Below are 21,496 nucleotides of genomic sequence, written 5' to 3'. Positions count from 1 at the left end.
TATGTCGGGAATTGGACGCATTCATTCGATTGAAACTTTTGGCACGGTGGACGGTCCTGGGATCAGATTTATTGTCTTTACTCAAGGCTGTCCCCTGCGCTGTCTCTACTGTCATAATCCAGACTGTCGCAGCGCCCATGATGGCAAAGAAGTCAGCGTTGATTATTTAATTGACGAGATCAAAAAATGTAAATCCTTCATTCGCAAAGGTGGCGTAACCGTCAGTGGTGGCGAACCTTTGATGCAGCCTGAATTTACAAGGGAAATATTTAAGCGTTGTCATGAGCTAGGTTTGCATACTGCCCTTGATACATCAGGTTACTGTGCGATCGAGGCAGCAAAATCAGTTCTCGAAGAAACTGACTTGGTTCTGCTGGATATCAAATCCTATATTCCTGAACTCTATTACAAAGTTACCAATGTTTCTATTGAGCCAACGCTAGCCCTAGCAAAACATCTCAGCGAAATTGGTAAACCAGTATGGATTCGGTTTGTCTTAGTGCCACATCTCACAGACAACGAGGAAAACATCAATCAACTTGCTGATTTCATCGCCACTTTGAAAAATATAGAAAGATTGGAAGTTCTGCCATTTCATAAAATGGGGGAATACAAATGGGAGCAGCTAGGCTTACCCTATTCCCTCAAAGACACACCACCAGCAACACCTGAACTAGTAAAACAGACGGTTGATATATTTCGCGATCGCGGAATTAATGCACTTGGGGCGGTGGGGCTTTAATTAGCTTTTAGCTTTTAGCTTTTAGCTTTTAGCTTTTAGCTTTTAGCTTTTAGCTTTTAGCTTTTAGCTTTTAGCTTTTTCGTTTGGTAATGGGTGATTGGTGATTGGTAGCGGATTTTTAATTCTAGTGCAGTAAAAAGCTAACAGCTAACAGCTAACAGCTAACGGCTAACAGCTAACAGCTAACGGCTAAAAGCTAACGGCTAACGGCTAAAAGCTAAAAGCCCAAAAACAAAAATGAGGAGTATTTACAAATGAAAGTTACAAATGTCGAAGAATTGGAATTGTTGATTCAGCGCGTAAAAGTTGCTCAAGCTGAATATGCTACTTTTACTCAAGAACAGGTCGATCGCATTTTTAAACAGGCTGCTCTAGCGGCAAACGCGGCGCGGATTCCTTTGGCAAAGGCGGCGGTGAAGGAATCGGGAATGGGTGTAATTGAAGATAAGGCGATCAAGAATCACTTTGCCTCGGAAATGATTTACAACAAGTACAAGAATGATAAAACTTGCGGTGTGATTGAATCGGACAAGCATTTTGGCTATGAGCGCATTGCTGAACCCGTGGGGATTTTGGCGGGGATCGTTCCTGTCACCAATCCCACTTCAACCGCGATTTTTAAATCTTTGATTGCTTTAAAAACCAGAAATGGCATTATCTTCTCGCCCCATCCTCGTGCTAAAGAATGCTCGATCGCTGCTGCTAGGATCGTTCTTAATGCAGCCGTAGCTGCGGGTGCGCCCCCAGATATTATTGGCTGGATTGATGAGCCGACCGTGCCGCTATCTCAGGCTTTGATGCAAAATCCGAATATCAAGTTGATTTTGGCTACGGGGGGACCGGGAATGGTCAAGGCAGCCTATTCTTCGGGACATCCTTCGATCGGTGTGGGGGCTGGGAATACGCCCGCGATTATCGATGAAACCGCGCATATTCAGATGGCAGTCAGTTCGATCATTCTCAGTAAAACCTTTGACAATGGCACGATTTGCGCTTCCGAGCAGTCGGTGGTGGTAGTTGATGCAATTTATGAGACGGTGCGAGAGGAATTTATTAAGCGCGGTGCGTATTTTCTTAATGAAACTGAACGAGATCTAGTTCGTAATGTAATTCTTACCGATGGACATTTGAATGCGGCGATCGTCGGACAAACGGTAATTAAAATCGCTGAAGTTGCAGGATTTGCGATCCCCGAAAATACGAGGGTTTTGATTGGAGAAGTTGAAGCAATTTCTAAAGAAGAACCCTTTGCCTATGAGAAGCTTTCGCCAATCCTTGCCATGTATCGCGCTCAGGATTTCCATGATGCTGTGGACAAAGCTGAGAAGCTAGTTTTATTTGGAGGGCATGGACATACTTCGGTTCTATATACCGCCGCTAGTAATCAAGACCATATCCGCTATTTTGAGCATAAGCTGGAAACATCGCGAGTGTTGATTAATACCCCCGCTTCACAAGGGGCGATCGGAGATTTGTATAATTTCCGTCTCGATCCTTCGCTAACATTGGGTTGCGGTAGCTGGGGCGGTAACTCGATTTCTGCAAACGTGACTCCTCACCATTTACTGAATATCAAAACCGCCGCCGAACGTCGCGAAAATATGCTCTGGTTTCGCATCCCACCAAAAATTTACTTCAAAGCTGGCTGCTTGCCTGTCGCTTTGCGGGATCTCATGGGCAGACAACGCGCATTGATCGTCACCGATCGCCCTTTGTTTGAATTAGGCTTAACCAAAGAAGTCACCGATAGCTTAGAAGAAATCGGTATCGCTCACTATACTTTTTATGATGTCGAACCCGATCCTTCCCTTGCCACAGTCCGTAAGGGTTTAGCGATCTGCAACAGTTTCCATCCTGATGTAATTATTGCCTTTGGTGGTGGTTCGCCGATGGATGCCGCCAAAATCATGTGGCTGATGTACGAACATCCCGATATCGAATTTGAAGGCTTGGCGATGCGATTTATGGATATTCGCAAACGGGTGTATGAACTTCCTCCTTTGGGTGCAAAAGCGATGATGGTTGCAGTTCCCACCACGTCGGGAACTGGTTCGGAAGTTACGCCTTTTGCGGTCGTCACCGATGAGAAAACAGGCATTAAGTATCCGCTTGCCGACTATGCCCTGACCCCCAATATGGCGATCGTCGATCCTGAATTGACGATGAATATTCCCAAACGCTTAACGGCTTATGGCGGTATTGATGCCCTCACCCATGCGATCGAGTCTTACGTTTCCGTACTTGCCTCGGAATATACCAATGGCTTAGCTCTGGAAGCAATTCGTTTGTTGTTCAAATATCTACCTAGCGCTTATAACAATGGAGCCAAAGATCCCAAAGCAAGGGAAAAAGTGCATTACGCCGCTACGATCGCAGGCATGGCTTTTGCCAATGCCTTCTTAGGAGTATGTCACTCGATCGCCCACCAATTGGGCGGCACTTGTCATATTGCTCACGGGCTAGCCAACGCGCTGATGATCTCCCATGTGATTCGTTACAACGCCACCGACACGCCCTTTAAGCAAGCGATCTTTTCTCAAAATAAGTATCCCAATAGTAAATGGCGCTATGCCCAGATTGCTAATTACCTAAATTTGGGTGGTGATACCGATGATGAGAAGGTGGAATTATTGATCGCGGCGATCGAAGATCTTAAGCGTCAAGTGGATATTCCTGCCACGATTAAAGATGCTCTCTTGGAGCAAGGTACGGGTGAAGAATTCTTCATGACCCATGTAGAAGATATGGCTGATCATGCCTTTGACGATCAATGTACGGGTGCGAATCCTCGATATCCCTTAATTGCTGATCTTAAGCAGTTAATGATCCAAGCTTATTATGGCTAAGCTTCGCTAAAGCCAATCAAGCAAATCACGACCGAGCAAGGCTCGGTCGTGATTTGCTTTAATCCCGATCTTCTTCGATGCGACTTGCACCTTTTTCATAGAGCTTACAAATGCCTCGACGACTATTCTTGATGAAACTACAAAATAATTGAATATCAGGATTGTTGGCGAATTCGGGATCTGACTCTAGAAATTCGATCGCTTGAGTTCGATTGCGATCGGACTTATAGATCACTTCATAGGCGGAGAGAATAGAGCGGCGGCGATCGTGGCTAAACCCATTGCGGCGTAAACCAAGGCGATTGAGTCCAAATACCATATTTGTGTCCACAGCCATGCAGTAGGGAGGCACATCCATGCCAAGGCGAGTTTGTCCACGAATCATCGCATAGGAACCGATGCGCGTAAATTGATGTACTACTGAGTCCCCACCCATAAAGGCATAGTCATGTACTTCCACATAACCTGCCAACAACACATTATTTACTAAAATTACGCGATCGCCGATCGCACAGTTATGAGCTACATGAGCGCCTGTAAAAAACAAATTATCATTGCCAATGGTTGTGGCTGAGCCTTCCTTAGTGCCGCGATTGACCGTCACATATTCTCGCAACACATTGCGATCGCCGATTTCCACAAAACTAATTGCGCCTTTGTAAGAAGTATCCTGAGGCTCCGAGCCAACGATCGCACCATAGCCAATTTGGTTGTCATTGCCGATTTTAGTATGCCCTGTGATGATTGCTCTAGCGCGAATCTCGCAGCGATCGCCAATCTCCACAAATTCGTCAATAATGACATCGGCTCCAATAGATGTACCCTCACCAATTTTGGCATGGGGATGAACGATGGCGCGAGGATGGATCGTGATATTAGGATTTGGTTTGGTGTTTGGCATTGAAATAGCGGTCTATATGCTGGGGCGCTAGAAAACAATCAATAGTCTATCGCAATCATTGGCAAAGTACCCAGAATTTGAAGATTTGCCGCGCCGTAGGCGCGGCAAATCTCTATGGATAGCCATACCAAAAAATTAGAGGCAGCGCGAAGCGCTGCCTCTAATTTTTTGGGTTTAGTTTGCTAAGACTCCTAATTTATAGAGTCTTTGGACAATTTCTTCTAGAAGTTGCGTGTAACTATAATTAGTCTTTTGCAGGATTTTTTGGAATGAGCCACTTAGACGAATGCAGTCTGCATTTGTTAAATCTTTAGCGGTAATGATGATAATTGGAATTGGTGGAGTGTTATATCGTAGCCTTAGCAGATGAATAAATTCAAAGCCATCACTATTTGGCATCATCAGATCGAGCAAAATTATTTGAGGTAGTTGATGCATCATTGATTCTAAAGCGACATGCCCATCTTGAGCCTCTGAAACAACACAACCCTCCTTTTCCAGAATTCGCTTCAACATGGCTCTAGTATTGGAATCATCTTCAATCACTAATACTGAAATCTTAGAATTTTGCTCAGTACGGTATTTATCAATGATTGAAATCAAGCGATCGCGATCGATCGGTTTAAACAAATAATCATTGGCTCCAATTTCATAGCTTTGATGGGTTTCGTCATTATCACTAATTGTTAGCAAAATAATCGGAATTCCAGAAGTTAAAGGTTGTGACTTCAATTCCTTCAGCATTTCCCATCCACGCATAGAGGGAGTTTGCATATCTACAATAATCGCATCAGGTAAGATTTGATAGACTAATTTCATCGCGTTTTCTCCACTCAAGGATGAGTAGATAGAAACTCCCAGATGATTAAGAGAGGAATGGGTACTTTGATGAATCATCGGATCATCAGAAATCACTAAGATCGCGGGGTGCTTTTGCTGCGAATCGTCTGCTTTGTTTGATAGAGATTGAGGTAATATCGATAAATTAGGCGAGGAATTCTGTCCTTTTGTGGGTAAGTTTTTGATTGCTCTTTCGCAATCTACAGGTAAGCAAATCGTGAAAGTGGAACCTTGTCCTAATTCGCTGGTTACTGAAATATCACCATTCATCATTTGGCAAAGACGATGACTAATGGCAAGCCCTAGTCCTGTCCCACCATATTGCCTTGTTGTGGAGCTATCAGCTTGGTTGAATGGCTGAAACAGTCTTTGTAGATTTGCTGGACTAATTCCTATACCCGTGTCACTAATCGTGAAGCAAAAAAATTCTCCCTGAACATAATTGTGGCGATTTACCTGAATTTTAATTTCTCCAGATTTTGTAAACTTACAGGCATTACTTAGAATATTTAAGAGAACTTGTCGCAGGCGCGTCATATCGGCGCGAATCTCCCCAAGTTGGAGATCGCATTCTATCTCTAGACGATTATTGTTTTTGAGTAACAATGGCTGAATCGTTTTACTGGTATCGAAAATTAGCATTGGCACATCAAAATCATCGTAATAAATTTCTAATTTACCCGCTTCGATTTTGGTCATATCCAAAATGTCATTAATCAAATCTAGTAAATGCTTGCCAGAACGATAAATTTTCTGGAGATCATCCTTAAAATCATCTAATCCCAATAAAGCCGCATCTTCCTCCAACATTTCACTGTAGCCAATGATTGCATTTAGCGGTGTGCGTAACTCATGGCTCATATTGGCGACAAAGGTGCTTTTAGTGCGACTGGCTTCTAAGGCGCGATCGCGAGCCAGTGCAAGTTCTTCATTCACTAAGCGAAGTGTTTCTTCATCCCGCTTACGACGCATTAATATCCCTAACTGCATGGCGATCGCCCCGATTAAGCCCACTAGTTGTTGATCGCGATCGTTGGGAATTCTGGTAAAAAAAACCATAATCGAGACTACATTGGTGTCGGCACTGACGGGAATTGCTAAACCCGATCGCAAACCACATTCTAAAGCGGGATATTTGCGTAAAAAGTTAGATTCTGCCTCCAGAGAAATATCCCAAATCCACTCTGGTCTTTGATTTTCCCAAACTCTTCCTGGAAAACCAAGCCCTGTGGAGAAAGAGATTCTCTCACTGATTTGACGGAAATTTCCCAAGCCATCTATACTGCTGTACCATGCGGGGCTACAGATCAAATGCTCATTCCCCGCAGGTATCCATGCTTCACCATAGTCCCATCCCGTAAATTGACAAATTTTGGTGAGAGCAACTTCTAGCGCTGTTTGAAAATCATTAGCAGCACTAATTTCTAAGGTTAAGCATTGCAATAATTGTGATTCTTCTTCCGCCCGCTTGCGTTGAGAAATATCCTGTACAGTACCTTCAAATCCGATCAGAGTGCCATCAAAATTCCTAACTGCGCGTACATTTTCTGAAATCCAGATTTTTGTGCCATCACGGCGATAAACCTGAGACTCAAAATTAGAAACGGTATCATGGGTACGCAAAACATTAATAAATTCTTGACGGCGTAATGGATTGACATAAATCTGATTGGCAATATTCGTAACATTACTAATCAGAGACTCCGCCGAAGGATAACCATAAATCTGAGCCAACATGGAATTGGCGATCAGATAACGTCCATCAATCGTCGTCTGGAAAATCCCCTCGATCGCATTCTCAAAAATGCCCTGATACCTAGCTTCAGCATTTTCGAGGTCGTTACGCAGTTTGGAAGTTCTTAATTGCAATAATTTGTGAATTTCGGTCGCCTGCTGCACGACTTCCACTAAATCTTCTACCTTGAAAGGCTTAGTAATGTATTTAAAAACTTTTGATTGATTAATTGCTTCCACCAAATCGTCAACATCAGTGTGAGCAGTCAGAATGATTCGTAACGTATCAGGATAATGATCTGCAACTTGACTCAAAAACTCAGTCCCCGACATCATGGGCATTCGCTGATCGGAGACGATTACCGCAATGTCTGGTTCATTCGCTAAAATTGCCAAAGCCTCAAACCCATTTTTAGCTAGCAGGATCAGATGACTTCGATGAAAAATACGTTGAAGCAAGTCTAAGTTATCTTCTTCATCATCCACGATCAACAACTTATTGCGTGATTTTTTACTTTGTTTATTTTCTGGTGAACTATGCATGTATGTGGTTACGAAGATGTTTTCACATTAAAATAAGCGACTAGTCTTAGGCTGATATCTCTAGTAATTTAAACAAAAATATATGACAAAGATTGTATTAACGGGTGCTACTGGATTTGTTGGAGTGAAATTAGTTGAGCGTTTACATGCTTTAGATAATCGCATTATCGTTTTAGCGCGTAATTCCCAAAAAGCCAATCAGCAATTTCCCCAAGAATCTTTTCCCAATGTTGAAGTAATTAGCTACACGCCTTTCAAATTAGGTGATTGGGCTAAGGTGATATCAGGTAGTGATGCGGTAATTAATCTGGCTGGCGAACCCCTCGCTGGTGTGCGTTGGACTGATAAACGTAAGCAAGAAATCCGTAATAGTCGTATTTTAACCACAAAAGTGTTGGTTGAAGCGATCGCCCAAGCCGATGTGAAACCACAGGTATTAATTAGTGGCTCAGCGATCGGTTATTACGGTACAAGTCTAGATAAATCCTTTGACGAATATAGTAATGCAGGTGATGACTTCTTAGCTAATGTCTGCAAGGAGTGGGAAGCTGCTGCCGATGTTGTTACTGGTCTGGGCGTGCGCCTAGTCAAGCTAAGAACGGGAATTGTGTTAGGTATGGGTGGGGCGATCGGCAAAATGTTACCGATTTTTCAAGTTGGTGGCGGCGGCAAAATTGGTACTGGCAAGCAATGGTTTTCTTGGATTCATCGTGATGATCTGGTAGAACTAATCATTTATGCTGTGAATAATGCTCAGATTACAGGGGTGCTTAATGCGACGGCTCCTAAAGCGGTCACCAATGAAGATTTTACGGTTGCCTTTGCTAAGGCAATTAAACGTCCTGCCTTTTTACCTGTACCTGCGGCGGCATTGATCTTGGTATTTGGCGAAGGGGCAACGGTATTGCTAGATGGTCAGAGAGTTGTGCCACACAAAGCTGAGATTAATAAATTTGCATTCCAATATCCAGATATTGATAAAGCACTCGCGCAAATCTTTGCTTAATACCAAAACACAAAATGGCTACGCTATTTTGTGTTTTGGTAGCTATATCCACCTGTATCAGCACAAATCAAACCCCAAATAGTGTGAGGCGGCGCAAAGCGCCGCCTCACACTATTTGGGTTTTATGTCCTAAGCAAAACTTACATTGCTATATATAAGAGATTTCCTTTTTTATTCGTCGTCATCTGGTTCAGGTTGATTGTTGATCAGTAAGTCTAAAATGCGCCGATTTTCGGTTTGTAATCCTTTAAGAATGCGTTGATGTCGGTCTAGTTGTTTTTGTTGCTTAGCAATCATCTCTAAAACTGCATTGCGCTCTTCCCGATCCATTGCCATCTGCTGCAACATAGCCTCGACCGCACGAGCATTTGAGTTAGCGATCGCCTTAGTTTCTCTGGTGTCGTTGGCATTCTGAGCCGCGATATCTCTAGTTTCAGCGATCGCAGTTGAGTTGCGATTAGTAATCTCTAAGGTCTGTGCAATCAGTTCTTGCATTTGTTCAAAAGTCATTGTCATCAGGTCTTTCTCCTTAGTTGGATAGCCATGCTTTTAACTCATTGTACTTAGTCCATTTTGGCGAATCAGTATTAAATTCTCCTATAAGTACCCGTGCAAAATAAATTACCAAAACCCGTAAAGTTGCGCCCCTGCGGGGCGCAACTTTACGGGTTTTGCTTTGTAATTAATTATGCCTAGCTACTTATTCTCATGAAACTAAAAATCATGATTTTTAGAATTTGCCTAAAAAAACGGCTATTTAATATTGGTCATTGACCAACATTAACTAGCCGTTTTTTATTTAGATGGGCCGAGATGGATTTGAACCAACGTAGCTTACGCAGCGGATTTACAGTCCGCCCCCATTAACCACTCGGGCATCGACCCTTTGCTTAGTTGTTTTCCAAGCGAATCTAATCATATACACTTATTGCACTACTTGCAAGAGGAATTTCAAAAAAATCAGAGATGCTAAGCATCTCTGATTTTTTTGAAATTCTGAAAGCCGATCGCGATCGCGCTTAAAAAAACAATTCCCATCACACCTGCGATCGGATTGCCATGAATACCAGTTACCCATTCAGGCACAGCGCCTGTTGGTTTTAGCCAATGGGTCGTATTGACGATGTAATAACACCAAACCAAGCCACCATGTAAGCCCACTGAGATCCCTAATCTGCCATCACATCTGCGTCGGGCAAGTACTAAAGCAACACTAAGCATCACCAAACCGAGAAATTGGCTCCATGTTTCGAGAATTACATTTAGAGGCTTGATAAAGTGCAAAATCGCAAATACTAAACTGCAACCCAGTAAAGCCGTATTTTTGGAATAATCGCGCTCTAGCTCCGATAGCACCCAACCACGAAATAACATTTCCTCTGCAAATCCCACACCAACAGAAGTCAACAGCCCTGGCAATATTGCCCCTTGCCAATCGACAAAATACACGCCGATCGCTGGTAGTAGGTTGTCTGGTAAGGGCTGCTGCCAAGTGACAGTTTGCACTGATAGCCAACCTAGACTCACCTGTAGTCCAAAGAAAATAATTAGGGTCACGCATCCTAGTCCCAAGCCAAACAAAAAATCGCTGCCATTTTGGCGAGTAAATGACAAACCGTAATAGCGATAGGGATGCGAATATTTAGCGATTTTGCGTCCCCAGAACCAAATTAATCCCAAAAATCCGCAATACAACAAAATTGTCAGTGCAACCCCAACCGCCTCACCCCAAATTAAATACATTGGTGCAGCGATCGGTAGCCATAGCACCAATAAAGTTAGTAAAAACAGAATGATGCGGGCTGGTGCTGGATAGGAATTTAAGCGATCGAGATTCACAATAAAAAAACAGGTAGGATTTTGTTAATAACAATCCTACCTGTTAGCGTTTGGCAATGTGAGCGTAAAAAGGGAACGCTTAGCGCTCCCTTTTTACTTATGACTCTGGCTCCATCGTGCTGGTTAAGCCCTTACTTTGCAGCCCTTCACAATAAAATTCAGCATGTTCTTGTACACAGGTAATTACTAAGGCGCAGCCACTCGCATGAGCTGCCATCATAATATCGACAGCTTGCGGCTGCGTAAGCCCATTTACGACTTGCATTAAGGTTTCGACGACATATTCCATTGAGTTGTAATCGTCATTATGTAACAAAACCCGATATCTAGGTGCAATTTTGCGTATGGTTTCGGGACGTTGAATAGTTTCGGTAGACATATTATTAGGTAGCCTCCAACAAAGGTTTGCAATCAGAGAAATATACGTTGTTAGATATAGCCTATTGAGGCTTTGAGTAGTACAGAGAAATTTGGGAAAGCGGCTCTCCGCGCCGCTTTCCCAAATTTCTCTGGGTTTTAGTTAAGCGCAAAGCGCTGTAATTGCGATATTAGTTTGGAGTATTAAGTAAGATGAAAGTGTTTGCAGATCTGCTTTGGAGATAATACCAAAGCACAAAATGCGTAGCTATTTTGTGTCTTTAAAACCCTTACTGGGTTTGGGGTTTAACTCACAGAGGTGTCGTCACACTTGTGTGAATTGGTAGTAAGACAGTAATAATACTTAATGCTCACTTACATTATAAGTACGAACCCAAAAAATGTGAAGTGGACGGATTTTGCCCAAAAGAAAGAGGGGGACGCAATGCGCCCCCCTCTTTCTTTTGGGATTGGTTTTTAATCTGTAATGCGATCGCTGTAATATACGCCACTGCCTGAGTCAGGGACAAATATACAAGCCTTTTGAGAAGTAAAGAAGGATTTCCAGATTGGCACGTTGGAAACTCGGTAATAGGAGCCTAAAACTGGTTTGATCGCTTCAGTAGCAGTCTTAAGGTGATAGTGAGGAATGCCAATAAAGATGTGATGGGCAACATGAGTGCCGATATTGTGGTGGATATCGTTGAAGATTCCATAATCACGATCAATGGTAGAGAGTGCTCCCTTCAAAAAGTACCAATCTTTACCGCGATACCAAGGAATATCAGCTTCGGTATGGTGTAAGTAGGTAACAAGATCAAGCCACACTACAAAGATCAGATAGGGAACGATGTAAAACTTAAACAGAAATAGGAAACCATAGGTAAAACCCAACCATCCTAAAAACCCAACCATCGCTGTAAAGAGGATACTGCTGGTGAGAATGTCGTTAGTCTCAGATTCACGGAAAAGATCATTGTTGGGAACGAAATGCGAGGCTGTGGGACGCGCAGGAGATCGCTTAAATAAGTACAGAGGATAGGCAAATAACAAAGCATCAAAGCGGATAAATTTCCCAATCCAGTCCATCGCCTTGTATTGACTTTCAGTAACTGGATACCAACTTTCATCGGTGTCAATATTAGCTGTATTTTGGTGATGGGTACGGTGGCTGATGCGCCAGCCATGATATGGCACGAGGATCGGAATATGGGTTAGGTGACCAACTAAGTTGTTTAGCCATTTAATGCGTGAGAAAGAACCATGTCCGCAGTCATGACCGACGACGAAGAAAGCCCAAAACATTGTCCCCGTTGCAAACCAAAAAATTGGATAAAACCACCATGCATCTAAGTAAGCAGCAGTGGCGTACAAACCTACGATAATCGCCGCATCGGCAAAAAAATAAGCGAGCGATCGCCATACGTTAGGAGCAAAACATTCAGCAGGAATCGCAGATTTTACATCTTGGAAGGTAAACGGAAGCTCAGTTTGAGATATCGAAGATGTATCGGTTAGCGGATTGTCAAGATTGATCCGATGAATAGTCGAAGACGACACGTATATTTCCCTGTTGTTAAGAAAAATTAAGTTAGCTTCTAGATTTTAGCAGTAACTTGGATTCTTCCTCAAAACCAAAGTTATCAAGTAAAAAAGCCCAGCGATTGCCTTTTACGCAGCTATAAGCTTGCATTTGAGCAATTTTGCTTTGATCCCCCATTTGTTGTTTTAGTTTTTGTTGCTGGTTATGTAAGCTATGAATTTCATAAATAAAAGGTGTTTTCCATGTGAGATGCCCTGCCCGATGCAACAGCCCCAGAGCGATCGCAGCATCGGGATGTAATTTGGCAACTTCCGCGAAATTCCCTTGTTTCGGGAGCTTGGGCAAAAGGGCGAGAGCTTGTTGTTGGATTTTTTGCTGCTGTTGTAAGAAAAAATTTACCCTTTGGCGATCGCTATCATCGAGTAATCCTGTTGGTTCACTAACTAACATCAATGCCTCCGCAGGTTTGCCATCGCGTCCTGCCCGTCCAATTTCTTGGATATATTCTGAAAGTGTTAAAGGCGGATGAAAATGTAAGACCCAACGGGTGTCTGGTTTGTTAATGCCTAGCCCAAATGCTGAAGTGCAGATTACAAAGGGATATTGATTAGTCAGCCATTGCTGCTCGATATGCCGACGCTCTTGGGGTGGCAAGCCTGCATGATAGGCGGCAGTTTTAAACGAGTTTTCTTGTAACCAAGTGGCTAACATTTCTGCATCACGACGACTACGCACATAGATCAATCCCGATTGCCCTTTGCGATCGCGGATAAATTTGAGGGCGCGGGATTTGCGTCCTGCGGGTGTCCATGCGATCGCCACTTGGAGACTGAGTTGGGGACGATAGGGACTGGTACGCACAATCTGGGGATTCTCTAGATTTAAACAAGCTTGCAACTCCGCAGTCGTGTCGCGATCGGCGGTGGCTGTAAATGCTGCTAGAGATATGGGTGGGTGATGATCGGGCTTTTGAGCGATCAGAGCCGATCGCACGGCTCCTAAACGACGATAGCTCGGTCGAAATGAGTCTCCCCACTGCACCAGACAATGGGCTTCATCAAGCATTAGTCCTGAAATTTTTAATTGGCGATCGCTGAGTTTTTCCCAGACAGGCTCACTCAAGAGGGTTTCTGGTGAAACATAAAGCAAGCTCGTGTTTGGAAGATTTCGCAAAACCTCACGCCGCTCTATTTGTGATAAATTGCTATGCAAACAAGCGGCTGGGAGATTTCTCGATTTACAGTCTCGAACTTGGTCTTCCATCAGGGCAAGTAATGGAGAAATCACCAAGGTTAATCCTTCGTTGATTACTGCGGGCAATTGAAAACAAATAGATTTGCCGCCTCCTGTCGCCATAATTGCCAAACAATCTTGTTTCCTTAGCAAACTGGTTACTACTGTGCGCTGAGATGGGCGCAGATCGTCATATCCCCATATTTTCTGAAATGTTTGTCGAACTTCCGTCCATTCTCTAAATATTTCTGTCATTGTTATTAATGAGCCATTAATATAGCGTTTATCATGACTGACGATCTACAAAGGTTTGTTTCCCCGTAGCAATTCTCATTATGAAGCCAATTTTAGTGTTTCCAGCGCTTTTGGCACTGGAAACACTAAAATTACGTGAGTTCGATATAGCCATTTGCGGCGTGCTTCGCACGACGCAAATGGCTAAAAATGGTAGTCCCTTCCCACCCAAGAATTAGTGTTGCGGCAAGAAGCTTCGCCCCTGCTTACCTAATTTAAAATGATTTATGATTACTATATAGCGCTCTTAAATGAGTTGTAAGATTTTGAGTGTTTTGAGAGTGCGCCCCTTCGGGGCGCACTCTCAAAACCTATTTAGGATTGCTATAGTACCTACTGCACTTTGCGCTCAAGCCCAAATCAAGAGATTGTTTGAAATTGTTGCTTTGCGCTCAAACCCAAATAATCTCTTGGGGTTCGGGAACCTACTAATTTGCCTAAAATCTCTAAACAATTACTTAAAAAGCAGTTAAAAAGCAATTAAAAAGCCATAAACTTACTAGTATTTACTTCACAAACGTTAAATCTGGTTGTATAACCGTAAGTTAGATGACTGTTTTCGACTAACAAATTTATATAATTAGAGTTAATATCCTTAAATACTAGTAATCCGCAAAAGTAAAGAAATTCTGATATTAGAAATACATGCGCTTAGAGCATATTTCACTTTAGCAAGAAACGAATTTTTGTTAAAACTATCGGTTAATGATACTTTTAACACATATGTAATGGTTTATATAACTGCCAATCCTTCTAAAGCTCGTTGTAAAAGGAAATTATTCAGGTGAGACCAGAAGAGTCATCCACTCTTGAGATCAAAGAGATGCTTCATCACGTACTTACGGTTGAAGATCCACAAGGTTTTCGCAATTTTCTCTTGAATAATATGACCTATTCTTTGGGACGAAGCTTGGGTAATTCAATAATTCTGCGGTCTAATCTTGTATCTCGCCAACATGCAACTTTGTTAGCGGTAACCTCAAAGAAGTCTTCATGCTTTTTCCGAATAATTGACGGCAGTATAGATGGAAAACGTAGTACGAATGGGATTTTAATTAACGGTCGAAAGAGATTTTCGCATATATTATCCCATGGTGATGAAATTCTATTTAGTAAGGATACTAAGGCGGTGTTTCAGGTAATCAGTGCGATTACTAATATTCCCAAAATCAATATTTCTCAAAATCAGATTACTAAAAGCAGCTATCCTCATCTAAATAATCAACCCTTTGATGAGACTGAACTGTTTCGGTTTTCTCCTTTACAGTCTATTCTTGATCAAGATTTATCAGCGCATGTTCATAAGACTGTAAATCAATTCATTTCATCACCTGAGTTAAACCCGCAACCAATTATTGAGTTAAATCTCGTTGGCAAAATCTTATATCTTAATCCTGCGGCGTTGACTCAATTTCCTGATCTTGAAGAGAAGAGAATTCGCCATCCTTTGCTGCAAGAACTGTTAGTGCAGTTAGTGACATTGGTTAATCCTGTCAGCCAATTTTTTGTGCGAGAGGCGATGATCGATGACAAGGTATTTGAAGAAATTATCTATTTTATGCCTTGGAATGAGGTCATTCGTATCCACATAGCTGATGTGACTAAACAAAGACAAGCAGAAGCGATTATTGCTTATCAAAGTCATCATGACACATTAACAGGGCTACCAAACCGAAAATATTTGCATGAACATTTGGTTGAAGTTATCAACAAGTTAGAAGATAAAGAGCAGCAATTTTCAGTTTTATTTTTGGATATCGATCGCTTTAAGTTAATAAATGATTCTCTAGGACATAGCGTTGGTGATTTGTTGCTAAAAGCTGTGAGCGATCGCCTCAAGAGTTTGCTGAAGCAGGGTGATTTAATGGTGCGTTGGGGTGCTGATGAATTTGCGATCGTGGCTATGGAGATTCATTCTACGGATGCCGTTGTTCAATTTGCTGAAGCCATGATTCAGTCTTTGACTTTACCTTTTAATTGTGGTGGTCATGAACTCCATATCACTACCTGTATTGGTGCAAGTATTTATCCAGATCATCATACTGAAGTTGAGGGTCTAATTCGGAATGCAGATATGGCTATGTATCGGGCTAAAGCTGAAGGACAGAATAGTTTTCAGTTCTATGTTCCGAATATGCAGGAGCAGAGTTTTCAGCGCTTGTCCATGGAAAACAATCTGCGAAGAGCGCTAGAAAACAACGAATTACTTACCTATTATCAACCTCAAATCGATCTTTGCACTGGCAAAATTGTGGGCTTGGAAGTATTGCTGCGTTGGAAACATGTTTCTTTAGGGTCGATTCCACCGAGTCAATTTATTCCCCTTGCCGAAGAAACAGGGCTAATTACGGCGATCGGATCTTGGGTATTGCGACAAACTTGCTTACAGGCGATCGCATGGCAAAATATGGGTTTACCGCCGATTCAAGTTGGTGTAAATTTGTCGATCAAGCAACTTCAGCAAAAGGACTTTCTATCTTGTTTACAACAAATTCTTGAAGAAACAAATCTTGATCCGCATTTTCTAGAACTAGAAATTACTGAAGGGATCATGATGGATAATGTGGAAGAAAAAATTATCTTGTTAAATGAATTCCGTCAGATGGGCATTCAGTTGTCAATTGATGATTTTGGAACTGGTTACTCGGCTCTAAGTTATTTGAAAAATTTGCCCATTGATACGCTAAAAATTGACCGTATTTTTATTGAATACGTTACTCACAGCGCACACGATCGCACAATTGTCGCTTCGATTATTAATTTAGCCCATAGTTTAAATTTGAATGTGATTGCTGAAGGTGTGGAAACGATAGAGCAGGTGGATATATTGCGATCGCTTGGCTGCGATCAGATCCAAGGTTATTTTTTCTATAAAGCTTTGCCAGCAGACGAAATTGAGGTTTTGTTAAGGGCGCAAGGTGTAACTAAACCGAATAAAATCGAACCATAAAAAAGAGAAGCGGCGCAATGCGCCGCTTCTCTTTTTTATGGTTCGATGCTGAGCCACAATCTTAGGTTTAGCTCTTGGTTGGGTGAAGGATTGGTAATTTGGACTAGATCGAAATGATTACAGATGGGAGCTTGTAAAGTAACCTCAACAGTATTTAACAAGTCTTGCTGGAAAGTGGTAACGGTAATCGTTTCACCCGATGTGTAATCACGGAGGCGATCGCTAAAGTTTTCTGCCGTGACTCGAATTCCTGCGATCGCGATTACCATGTCACCTGTGCTAAGCCCAGCCTTTTGAGCAGGTGAGCCAAACTCAACCTTCTCAACTTCCGCAAGCCCATTTTTAGTTTTCAGCGTCATCCCCGTGAAGGGAATGTCTTGGCGAGATGTGCGTAATTCTAGTCCGAAGGGTTCGAGATAATAGTTATAGTCCAGTTCTTTTGTACCGTAGAGGTAATCATTCCAGAAATTAGATAGGTCAACACCTGCGACGGTCTCGATGACTTCATGGAGTTCTGCTTCGCTAAAGCCAATCTCTTCTTTCCCAAAGCGCTCCCACATAATCTGCATGACCCGATCAAGCGATCGCAGATTATTAGTTTTAGAACGAATTAGTAAATCTAGCAGCAGCGATACTAATTCCCCTTTAAGGTAGTAGGAAATTTGGTTGTTGTGGGTATTTGGATCAGGACGATAGAGCTTAATCCATGTGTCAAAACTAGAATCATAGAGGGATTGAACATTGCGTCCAAAGGTTGTTTGCAGACGAGTAATGGCTTTGCTGACTAGTTTGAGATAATGCTTAGCATCGTAAAGCCCAGCCCGAAGCGGGAAAATTTGGTCATAATAACTGGTAGTTCCTTCGCTAAACCAAAGTGAACTAGTGTAATTCTCATTGTCGTAATCAAATTTTTCTAGGGCTTTAGGACGAATCCGTTTTACATTCCATGTATGGAAAAACTCGTGGGCAACGAGATTCATAAACTGGAGATAGCTCTCTTCTTTGCGAAAGCCTAAACGGTTGTAGAGCAGGACGGTGCTATTTTTATGCTCTAGTCCGCCAAATCCATTGCTAGTATGAAGAATAAAGTCATAGCGATCGTAGGGTAAGCCTCCAAATATTTCCGCCTCCACAGCGACGATCGCTGCCGTATCTTTCACAATACGCTGCATATCTGCATTATGTTGTCCCCAGACGACAAAGCTATGGGGTTTATCCAGAACTGTGAATTCATAGCGCTGATGCATCCCAATCTCAAAGGGACTATCAACTAAAGTGTCAAAATCCTTGGCATAGAAAGTATGCGTAGCATTCTCAAGTGCTGGTAAAGCTGTCGCAATTTGCCAATTATCTTTGATCTCGCCAATCTCGACGGTATAGGGTTGTTGCTGATGTTCGGTCACGTACATAAATACGGCTGCACCAGTCAAAAAGGCATGGGTGCGATCGATATGATTAGTACGGACGGTTAATTCATTGCAGAAGATGCGATAACGAATTTTGATGGTTGAATTAATGATCGAATTATTGGGATGATCGCTATTAATTGCACATTTCACCTGCCAATGGTTTTTACTGATTTTTTGCCACGAGAGAGGAGTTCCCGACGCATCAGTTGCCTCAAAATCTTGCAGATGTTTGGCATATTCACGCACCAAATAGGAACCAGGTGTCCAGACTGGCAACTTCAGATCGATAAATTCAGCTTGCCAATCAGCGATCGCTAGTTCAACTTCTAACAGATGATTTTCTGGCTCTGGAATCGATAGACGGTAGTTAAATTGGCTGCTAGAAAAGTTTTTCATGGGTTTTTAATTTATCGTTAGCATAGTCGGCGCTTTGCGCCGACTATATCAAATCATCAAGTTCTGCATAGTCGGGCAAAGTTGTATCGATCGCTATGCCATTTCTAAACACAGTGCGATCGCCTTGGTGGCGAGAGAGTAACTCATTATAGCTACGTGCTTTAAATAGAACCAAATCCGCAACTTGTCCAATTCCAATCTTACCAACATCAGATAAGCCCATTAAAGCCGCAGGGCGTGAAGTCACTGACTCGATCCAGTTGTCATAGGGTGTATCTAAATGCGAAATTTTTGTTCCCATGCTGAAAACTTCTAATAGATCATGATCGCCAAATCCATAAAAAGGATCGCGGCAATTATCACTGGCTAGGGATACGATCACACCTGCTGCATCAAGTTCCCGCACTAGCGTTACCCCACGCCAGCGCGGTGTGCGAGCCGCCACTCGATCTTGTAAATACAGATTGCACATTGGCAAACTAACGATGCCGATATTTGCTTCTTTGATGAGTGCGATCGTGGCGTTGGCGGTATCTTCCTCTTGTAATGCCAAACTACAGCAATGACCGCAGACTATTTGCGAACTGAAATTATTTCTTAAACCTGCTTCGGCGATATGATGCAAGGTGCGTGACTCAGGGTCATTATTTTCATCGGCATGGAAATCAAGACTGAGGTTCCGTTCGGTAGCCAAGGTCAGAATCCGATCTAAATGTTGATCTAGTTCTGGAGTCATATGGGCAATGCCACCAAGAATGCAACCTAAGTCAGCGATCGCATCCGCAAATTGTTCTCCTTCCTTAGTTGCAAAATAGGGGAGTTGCACTAATGACACAGCTTGAAGGGAGATTTTCTCCTTCCATTTTTCGCGCAATTCTTTAAATACTTTAAGGGTTGTCTCAACTTGATGCGGTGGACAATCTAAATGTGTCCTGATTGCCTTTGTGCCGTGGGCGTAACTACATTTCAGCCCAAATTCCATGCGGCGATAGAGGTCGTCATAGTTCCAATTGCCCTGCTCTGTGCAATCTCGATAAATACCTTTGAGTGCGCCTTGGAATGTACCATCTAAATTTGGACTACGTTCCCACATATGTCCTTTGTCAAGGTGGGTATGTAAATCCGCAAAGCAAGGAATCATGATCCCTTGTTTCCCATCAATGATTGGTAAACTTTCGGTCGGGATTTGAGAGATTTGAGAGTTCGGTAAAATATCTGTTATTTGACCATTCTGAATTTCGAGATGACAAGGAAATAGGCGATCGCGTTGTAATGTTGGCGTGAGGTTAGTTTCTAAATCTCGTCCAAGCATCTCACTATCGATAAAACAATTAGGAATCCGAACATTAACAATCCAATAATGCGAAGGTTCTGACATAGCGAGGATGATTGTATCTTTAGCTAAATATACCGTGATGTGTAATACCAATTAACGAAAGTGTGACCACACTTTTGTTAATTACTGATGTTAAGTGGATGGAATGCCTGCGATCATTGAAATCAAGGGCTGGCACGGGGGCGCAGCCCCTACAAGCTCTAAATTATTGGGGTAGGGGCAATCCCCCCGTGGTTGCCCTGTTCTGCTAGCAGCAAGAGATTCATCATCTTAGTTCCAGTAACATCAGTTAATTAAAAGCCAAACCCAGTGAGGGTTTTAAAAGCACAAAATGCATAGCCATTTTGTGCTTTCGGATAACTATTTCTAGTCCGTCAAGTAGTCGTTGATTTTTTTGACTAGCTGTTTTAGTGACACTGGTTTACTGAGATAGTCATTTGCGCCCACCTCAATGCACCGATCGCGATCGCCCGCCATTGCTAGGGCAGTCAAGGCAATGATTGGCGTATCGGCTAACTCAGGTATTTGGCGAATGCGCTGGATCGCTTCCAATCCATCCATTTCTGGCATTTGAATATCCATTAAAATTAGATCGGGATGGGTTTGTTGAGCTAAGTCGATCGCCATTTGTCCGTTGTGGGCAATGACTAAGCGATAGCCCTTCAGACTTAAATATTCAGCAAACAGGTTAATATTGTCCTCATTATCCTCGGCGAGTAAAATTACTGGTGTGCTATCGGTTTCAACTTCAATCACTTCGGTGTTAGACGGAAGCGTGGGTTCTGGCTCTATGGATAAGTCACAGAATGGCGAGATCGGAATTGCGATCGTAAAGCAACTGCCCACGCCTAATTCACTGGTTAATCTGACTTCGCCGCCATGCAGCTCAACCAAGCGCTTGACGAGGACTAAACCCAATCCCGAACCTTCGTAGTTACGGTTGAGGGCGCTCTCAACTTGCACAAACGGTTGGAATAAACGTTTAATCTGATCTGGCGGAATCCCAATGCCAGTATCAACGATGCTAATTTCTAGGGTGTCATATGCGCCACCTTTCGCGATTTCGTTATTTTTATTACCCAGAACCTTTATGTAGCTTACTTTTAGGGTGATTTTGCCGCCGTTCGGCGTGAATTTGACGGCATTATTGAGCAGATTAATCAGAACTTGCCGAATTCGCCGTTCGTCAAGGTTGATGGTGGGCAGGTTGGCGGGAATCTCTGACTCTAGTTGAATATTTTTACTGAAGGCTTGTTGCTTAATAAAGACTAAACTTGATTGACAAAGGGCTTCTATGTTACTGGGTTGACAAGATATAGCGGTTTTCAAATGAGCGTGGTACGAGCGTCACATTCGTAAAACCAGCCAAAGAAGTCAGAATCGGAAACAGAATTGAAAGCGAGAGTGATAGCATCATAAAGCTGCTCAGTGGTTCTCGGAGCAATCGAACGCAGAATGGATTTGATTTTTGACCAAAACATCTCAATCGGTGATAAATCAGGAGAATAAGTGGGCAAGAAAATCAGT

General features: G+C 42.6%; 13 protein-coding genes, 1 tRNA gene and 2 pseudogenes. 4 read left to right on the top strand and 12 right to left on the bottom strand.

The window, feature by feature from the left end:
- The first annotated feature begins 1 nt into the window (after position 1).
- Both pflA and adhE read left to right on the top strand, forming a co-directional pair.
- Positions 2 to 742: a pyruvate formate-lyase-activating protein gene (pflA, locus tag VB775_RS18040; RefSeq protein WP_281006197.1), complete on the top strand. Its 741-nt coding sequence runs from the start codon at positions 2 to 4 to the stop codon at positions 740 to 742.
- A gap of 245 nt (positions 743 to 987) precedes the next feature.
- Positions 988 to 3,588: pseudogene (adhE, locus tag VB775_RS18035) on the top strand (bifunctional acetaldehyde-CoA/alcohol dehydrogenase); the annotation flags it as partial.
- A gap of 58 nt (positions 3,589 to 3,646) precedes the next feature.
- On the opposite strand, the gene lpxA reads toward adhE, so the two are convergent.
- On the bottom strand, positions 3,647 to 4,489 hold the full coding sequence (gene lpxA, locus VB775_RS18030) for an acyl-ACP--UDP-N-acetylglucosamine O-acyltransferase (RefSeq protein ID WP_281006198.1): 843 nt from the start codon (positions 4,487 to 4,489) through the stop codon (positions 3,647 to 3,649).
- Between the two features lie 174 nt (positions 4,490 to 4,663).
- Positions 4,664 to 7,606, bottom strand: coding sequence for a response regulator (locus VB775_RS18025; protein ID WP_281006199.1), 2,943 nt, complete (start codon positions 7,604 to 7,606; stop codon positions 4,664 to 4,666).
- An 82-nt stretch (positions 7,607 to 7,688) separates the two neighbouring features.
- Between VB775_RS18025 and VB775_RS18020 the strand changes: the two genes are divergently transcribed.
- Positions 7,689 to 8,612, top strand: a complete 924-nt coding sequence (locus tag VB775_RS18020; protein WP_281006200.1) for a TIGR01777 family oxidoreductase — start codon at positions 7,689 to 7,691, stop codon at positions 8,610 to 8,612.
- Between the two features lie 171 nt (positions 8,613 to 8,783).
- Here VB775_RS18020 and VB775_RS18015 read toward each other — a convergent pair whose 3' ends face one another.
- The 6 genes from VB775_RS18015 to VB775_RS17990 form a co-directional block, all read right to left on the bottom strand.
- On the bottom strand, positions 8,784 to 9,128 hold the full coding sequence (locus tag VB775_RS18015) for a hypothetical protein (protein ID WP_281006201.1): 345 nt from the start codon (positions 9,126 to 9,128) through the stop codon (positions 8,784 to 8,786).
- A gap of 288 nt (positions 9,129 to 9,416) precedes the next feature.
- Positions 9,417 to 9,497: transfer RNA gene (locus VB775_RS18010), tRNA-Tyr, on the bottom strand.
- 84 nt (positions 9,498 to 9,581) lie between these two features.
- A complete protein-coding gene (locus VB775_RS18005; protein WP_281006202.1) occupies positions 9,582 to 10,451 on the bottom strand; it encodes a CPBP family intramembrane glutamic endopeptidase in 870 nt (289 codons plus the stop codon).
- Between the two features lie 97 nt (positions 10,452 to 10,548).
- A complete protein-coding gene (gene clpS / locus VB775_RS18000; RefSeq protein ID WP_281006203.1) occupies positions 10,549 to 10,830 on the bottom strand; it encodes an ATP-dependent Clp protease adapter ClpS in 282 nt (93 codons plus the stop codon).
- Positions 10,831 to 11,285: 455 nt separating this feature from the next.
- Complete coding sequence (locus VB775_RS17995; protein WP_281006204.1) at positions 11,286 to 12,368, bottom strand: DUF3474 domain-containing protein; 1,083 nt, start codon at positions 12,366 to 12,368, stop codon at positions 11,286 to 11,288.
- A 31-nt stretch (positions 12,369 to 12,399) separates the two neighbouring features.
- The gene (locus tag VB775_RS17990; protein WP_281006205.1) at positions 12,400 to 13,839 is read right to left on the bottom strand and encodes a RecQ family ATP-dependent DNA helicase; all 1,440 of its coding nucleotides are present in this window, start codon (positions 13,837 to 13,839) and stop codon (positions 12,400 to 12,402) included.
- Positions 13,840 to 14,662: 823 nt separating this feature from the next.
- Here VB775_RS17990 and VB775_RS17985 point away from each other — a divergent pair.
- The gene (locus tag VB775_RS17985) at positions 14,663 to 16,828 is read left to right on the top strand and encodes an EAL domain-containing protein (RefSeq protein ID WP_323216898.1); all 2,166 of its coding nucleotides are present in this window, start codon (positions 14,663 to 14,665) and stop codon (positions 16,826 to 16,828) included.
- 35 nt (positions 16,829 to 16,863) lie between these two features.
- Here the strand turns inward: VB775_RS17985 and VB775_RS17980 are convergent, their stop codons facing one another.
- From VB775_RS17980 to VB775_RS17965, 4 genes and pseudogenes are all read right to left on the bottom strand, one after another.
- A complete protein-coding gene (locus VB775_RS17980; RefSeq protein WP_281006207.1) occupies positions 16,864 to 18,633 on the bottom strand; it encodes a M61 family metallopeptidase in 1,770 nt (589 codons plus the stop codon).
- Between the two features lie 43 nt (positions 18,634 to 18,676).
- Positions 18,677 to 20,011, bottom strand: coding sequence for a cytosine deaminase (locus tag VB775_RS17975; RefSeq protein WP_281006208.1), 1,335 nt, complete (start codon positions 20,009 to 20,011; stop codon positions 18,677 to 18,679).
- Positions 20,012 to 20,335: 324 nt separating this feature from the next.
- Positions 20,336 to 21,274: pseudogene (locus tag VB775_RS17970) on the bottom strand (ATP-binding protein); the annotation flags it as partial.
- 20 nt (positions 21,275 to 21,294) lie between these two features.
- A partial coding sequence (locus tag VB775_RS17965) for a transposase (RefSeq protein WP_323216897.1) occupies positions 21,295 to 21,496 on the bottom strand: 202 nt, incomplete at its 5' end.

The organism is Pseudanabaena sp. CCNP1317, assembly GCF_034931345.1.
Lineage (GTDB): Bacteria > Cyanobacteriota > Cyanobacteriia > Pseudanabaenales > Pseudanabaenaceae > Pseudanabaena > Pseudanabaena galeata.
The sequence above is the reverse complement of the archived record's forward strand: the minus strand, read 5'-3'. Positions and strand labels throughout refer to the sequence as shown.

Coding starts and splice junctions, on each gene's coding strand:
- lpxA (WP_281006198.1), bottom strand. CDS start 4,489: ATGCCAAACACCAAACCAAATCCTAATATCACGATCCATCCTCGCGCC.
- VB775_RS17975 (WP_281006208.1), bottom strand. CDS start 20,011: ATGTCAGAACCTTCGCATTATTGGATTGTTAATGTTCGGATTCCTAAT.
- clpS (WP_281006203.1), bottom strand. CDS start 10,830: ATGTCTACCGAAACTATTCAACGTCCCGAAACCATACGCAAAATTGCA.
- VB775_RS18025 (WP_281006199.1), bottom strand. CDS start 7,606: ATGCATAGTTCACCAGAAAATAAACAAAGTAAAAAATCACGCAATAAG.
- VB775_RS18020 (WP_281006200.1), top strand. CDS start 7,689: ATGACAAAGATTGTATTAACGGGTGCTACTGGATTTGTTGGAGTGAAA.
- VB775_RS17980 (WP_281006207.1), bottom strand. CDS start 18,633: ATGAAAAACTTTTCTAGCAGCCAATTTAACTACCGTCTATCGATTCCA.
- VB775_RS17990 (WP_281006205.1), bottom strand. CDS start 13,839: ATGACAGAAATATTTAGAGAATGGACGGAAGTTCGACAAACATTTCAG.
- VB775_RS18015 (WP_281006201.1), bottom strand. CDS start 9,128: ATGACAATGACTTTTGAACAAATGCAAGAACTGATTGCACAGACCTTA.
- pflA (WP_281006197.1), top strand. CDS start 2: ATGTCGGGAATTGGACGCATTCATTCGATTGAAACTTTTGGCACGGTG.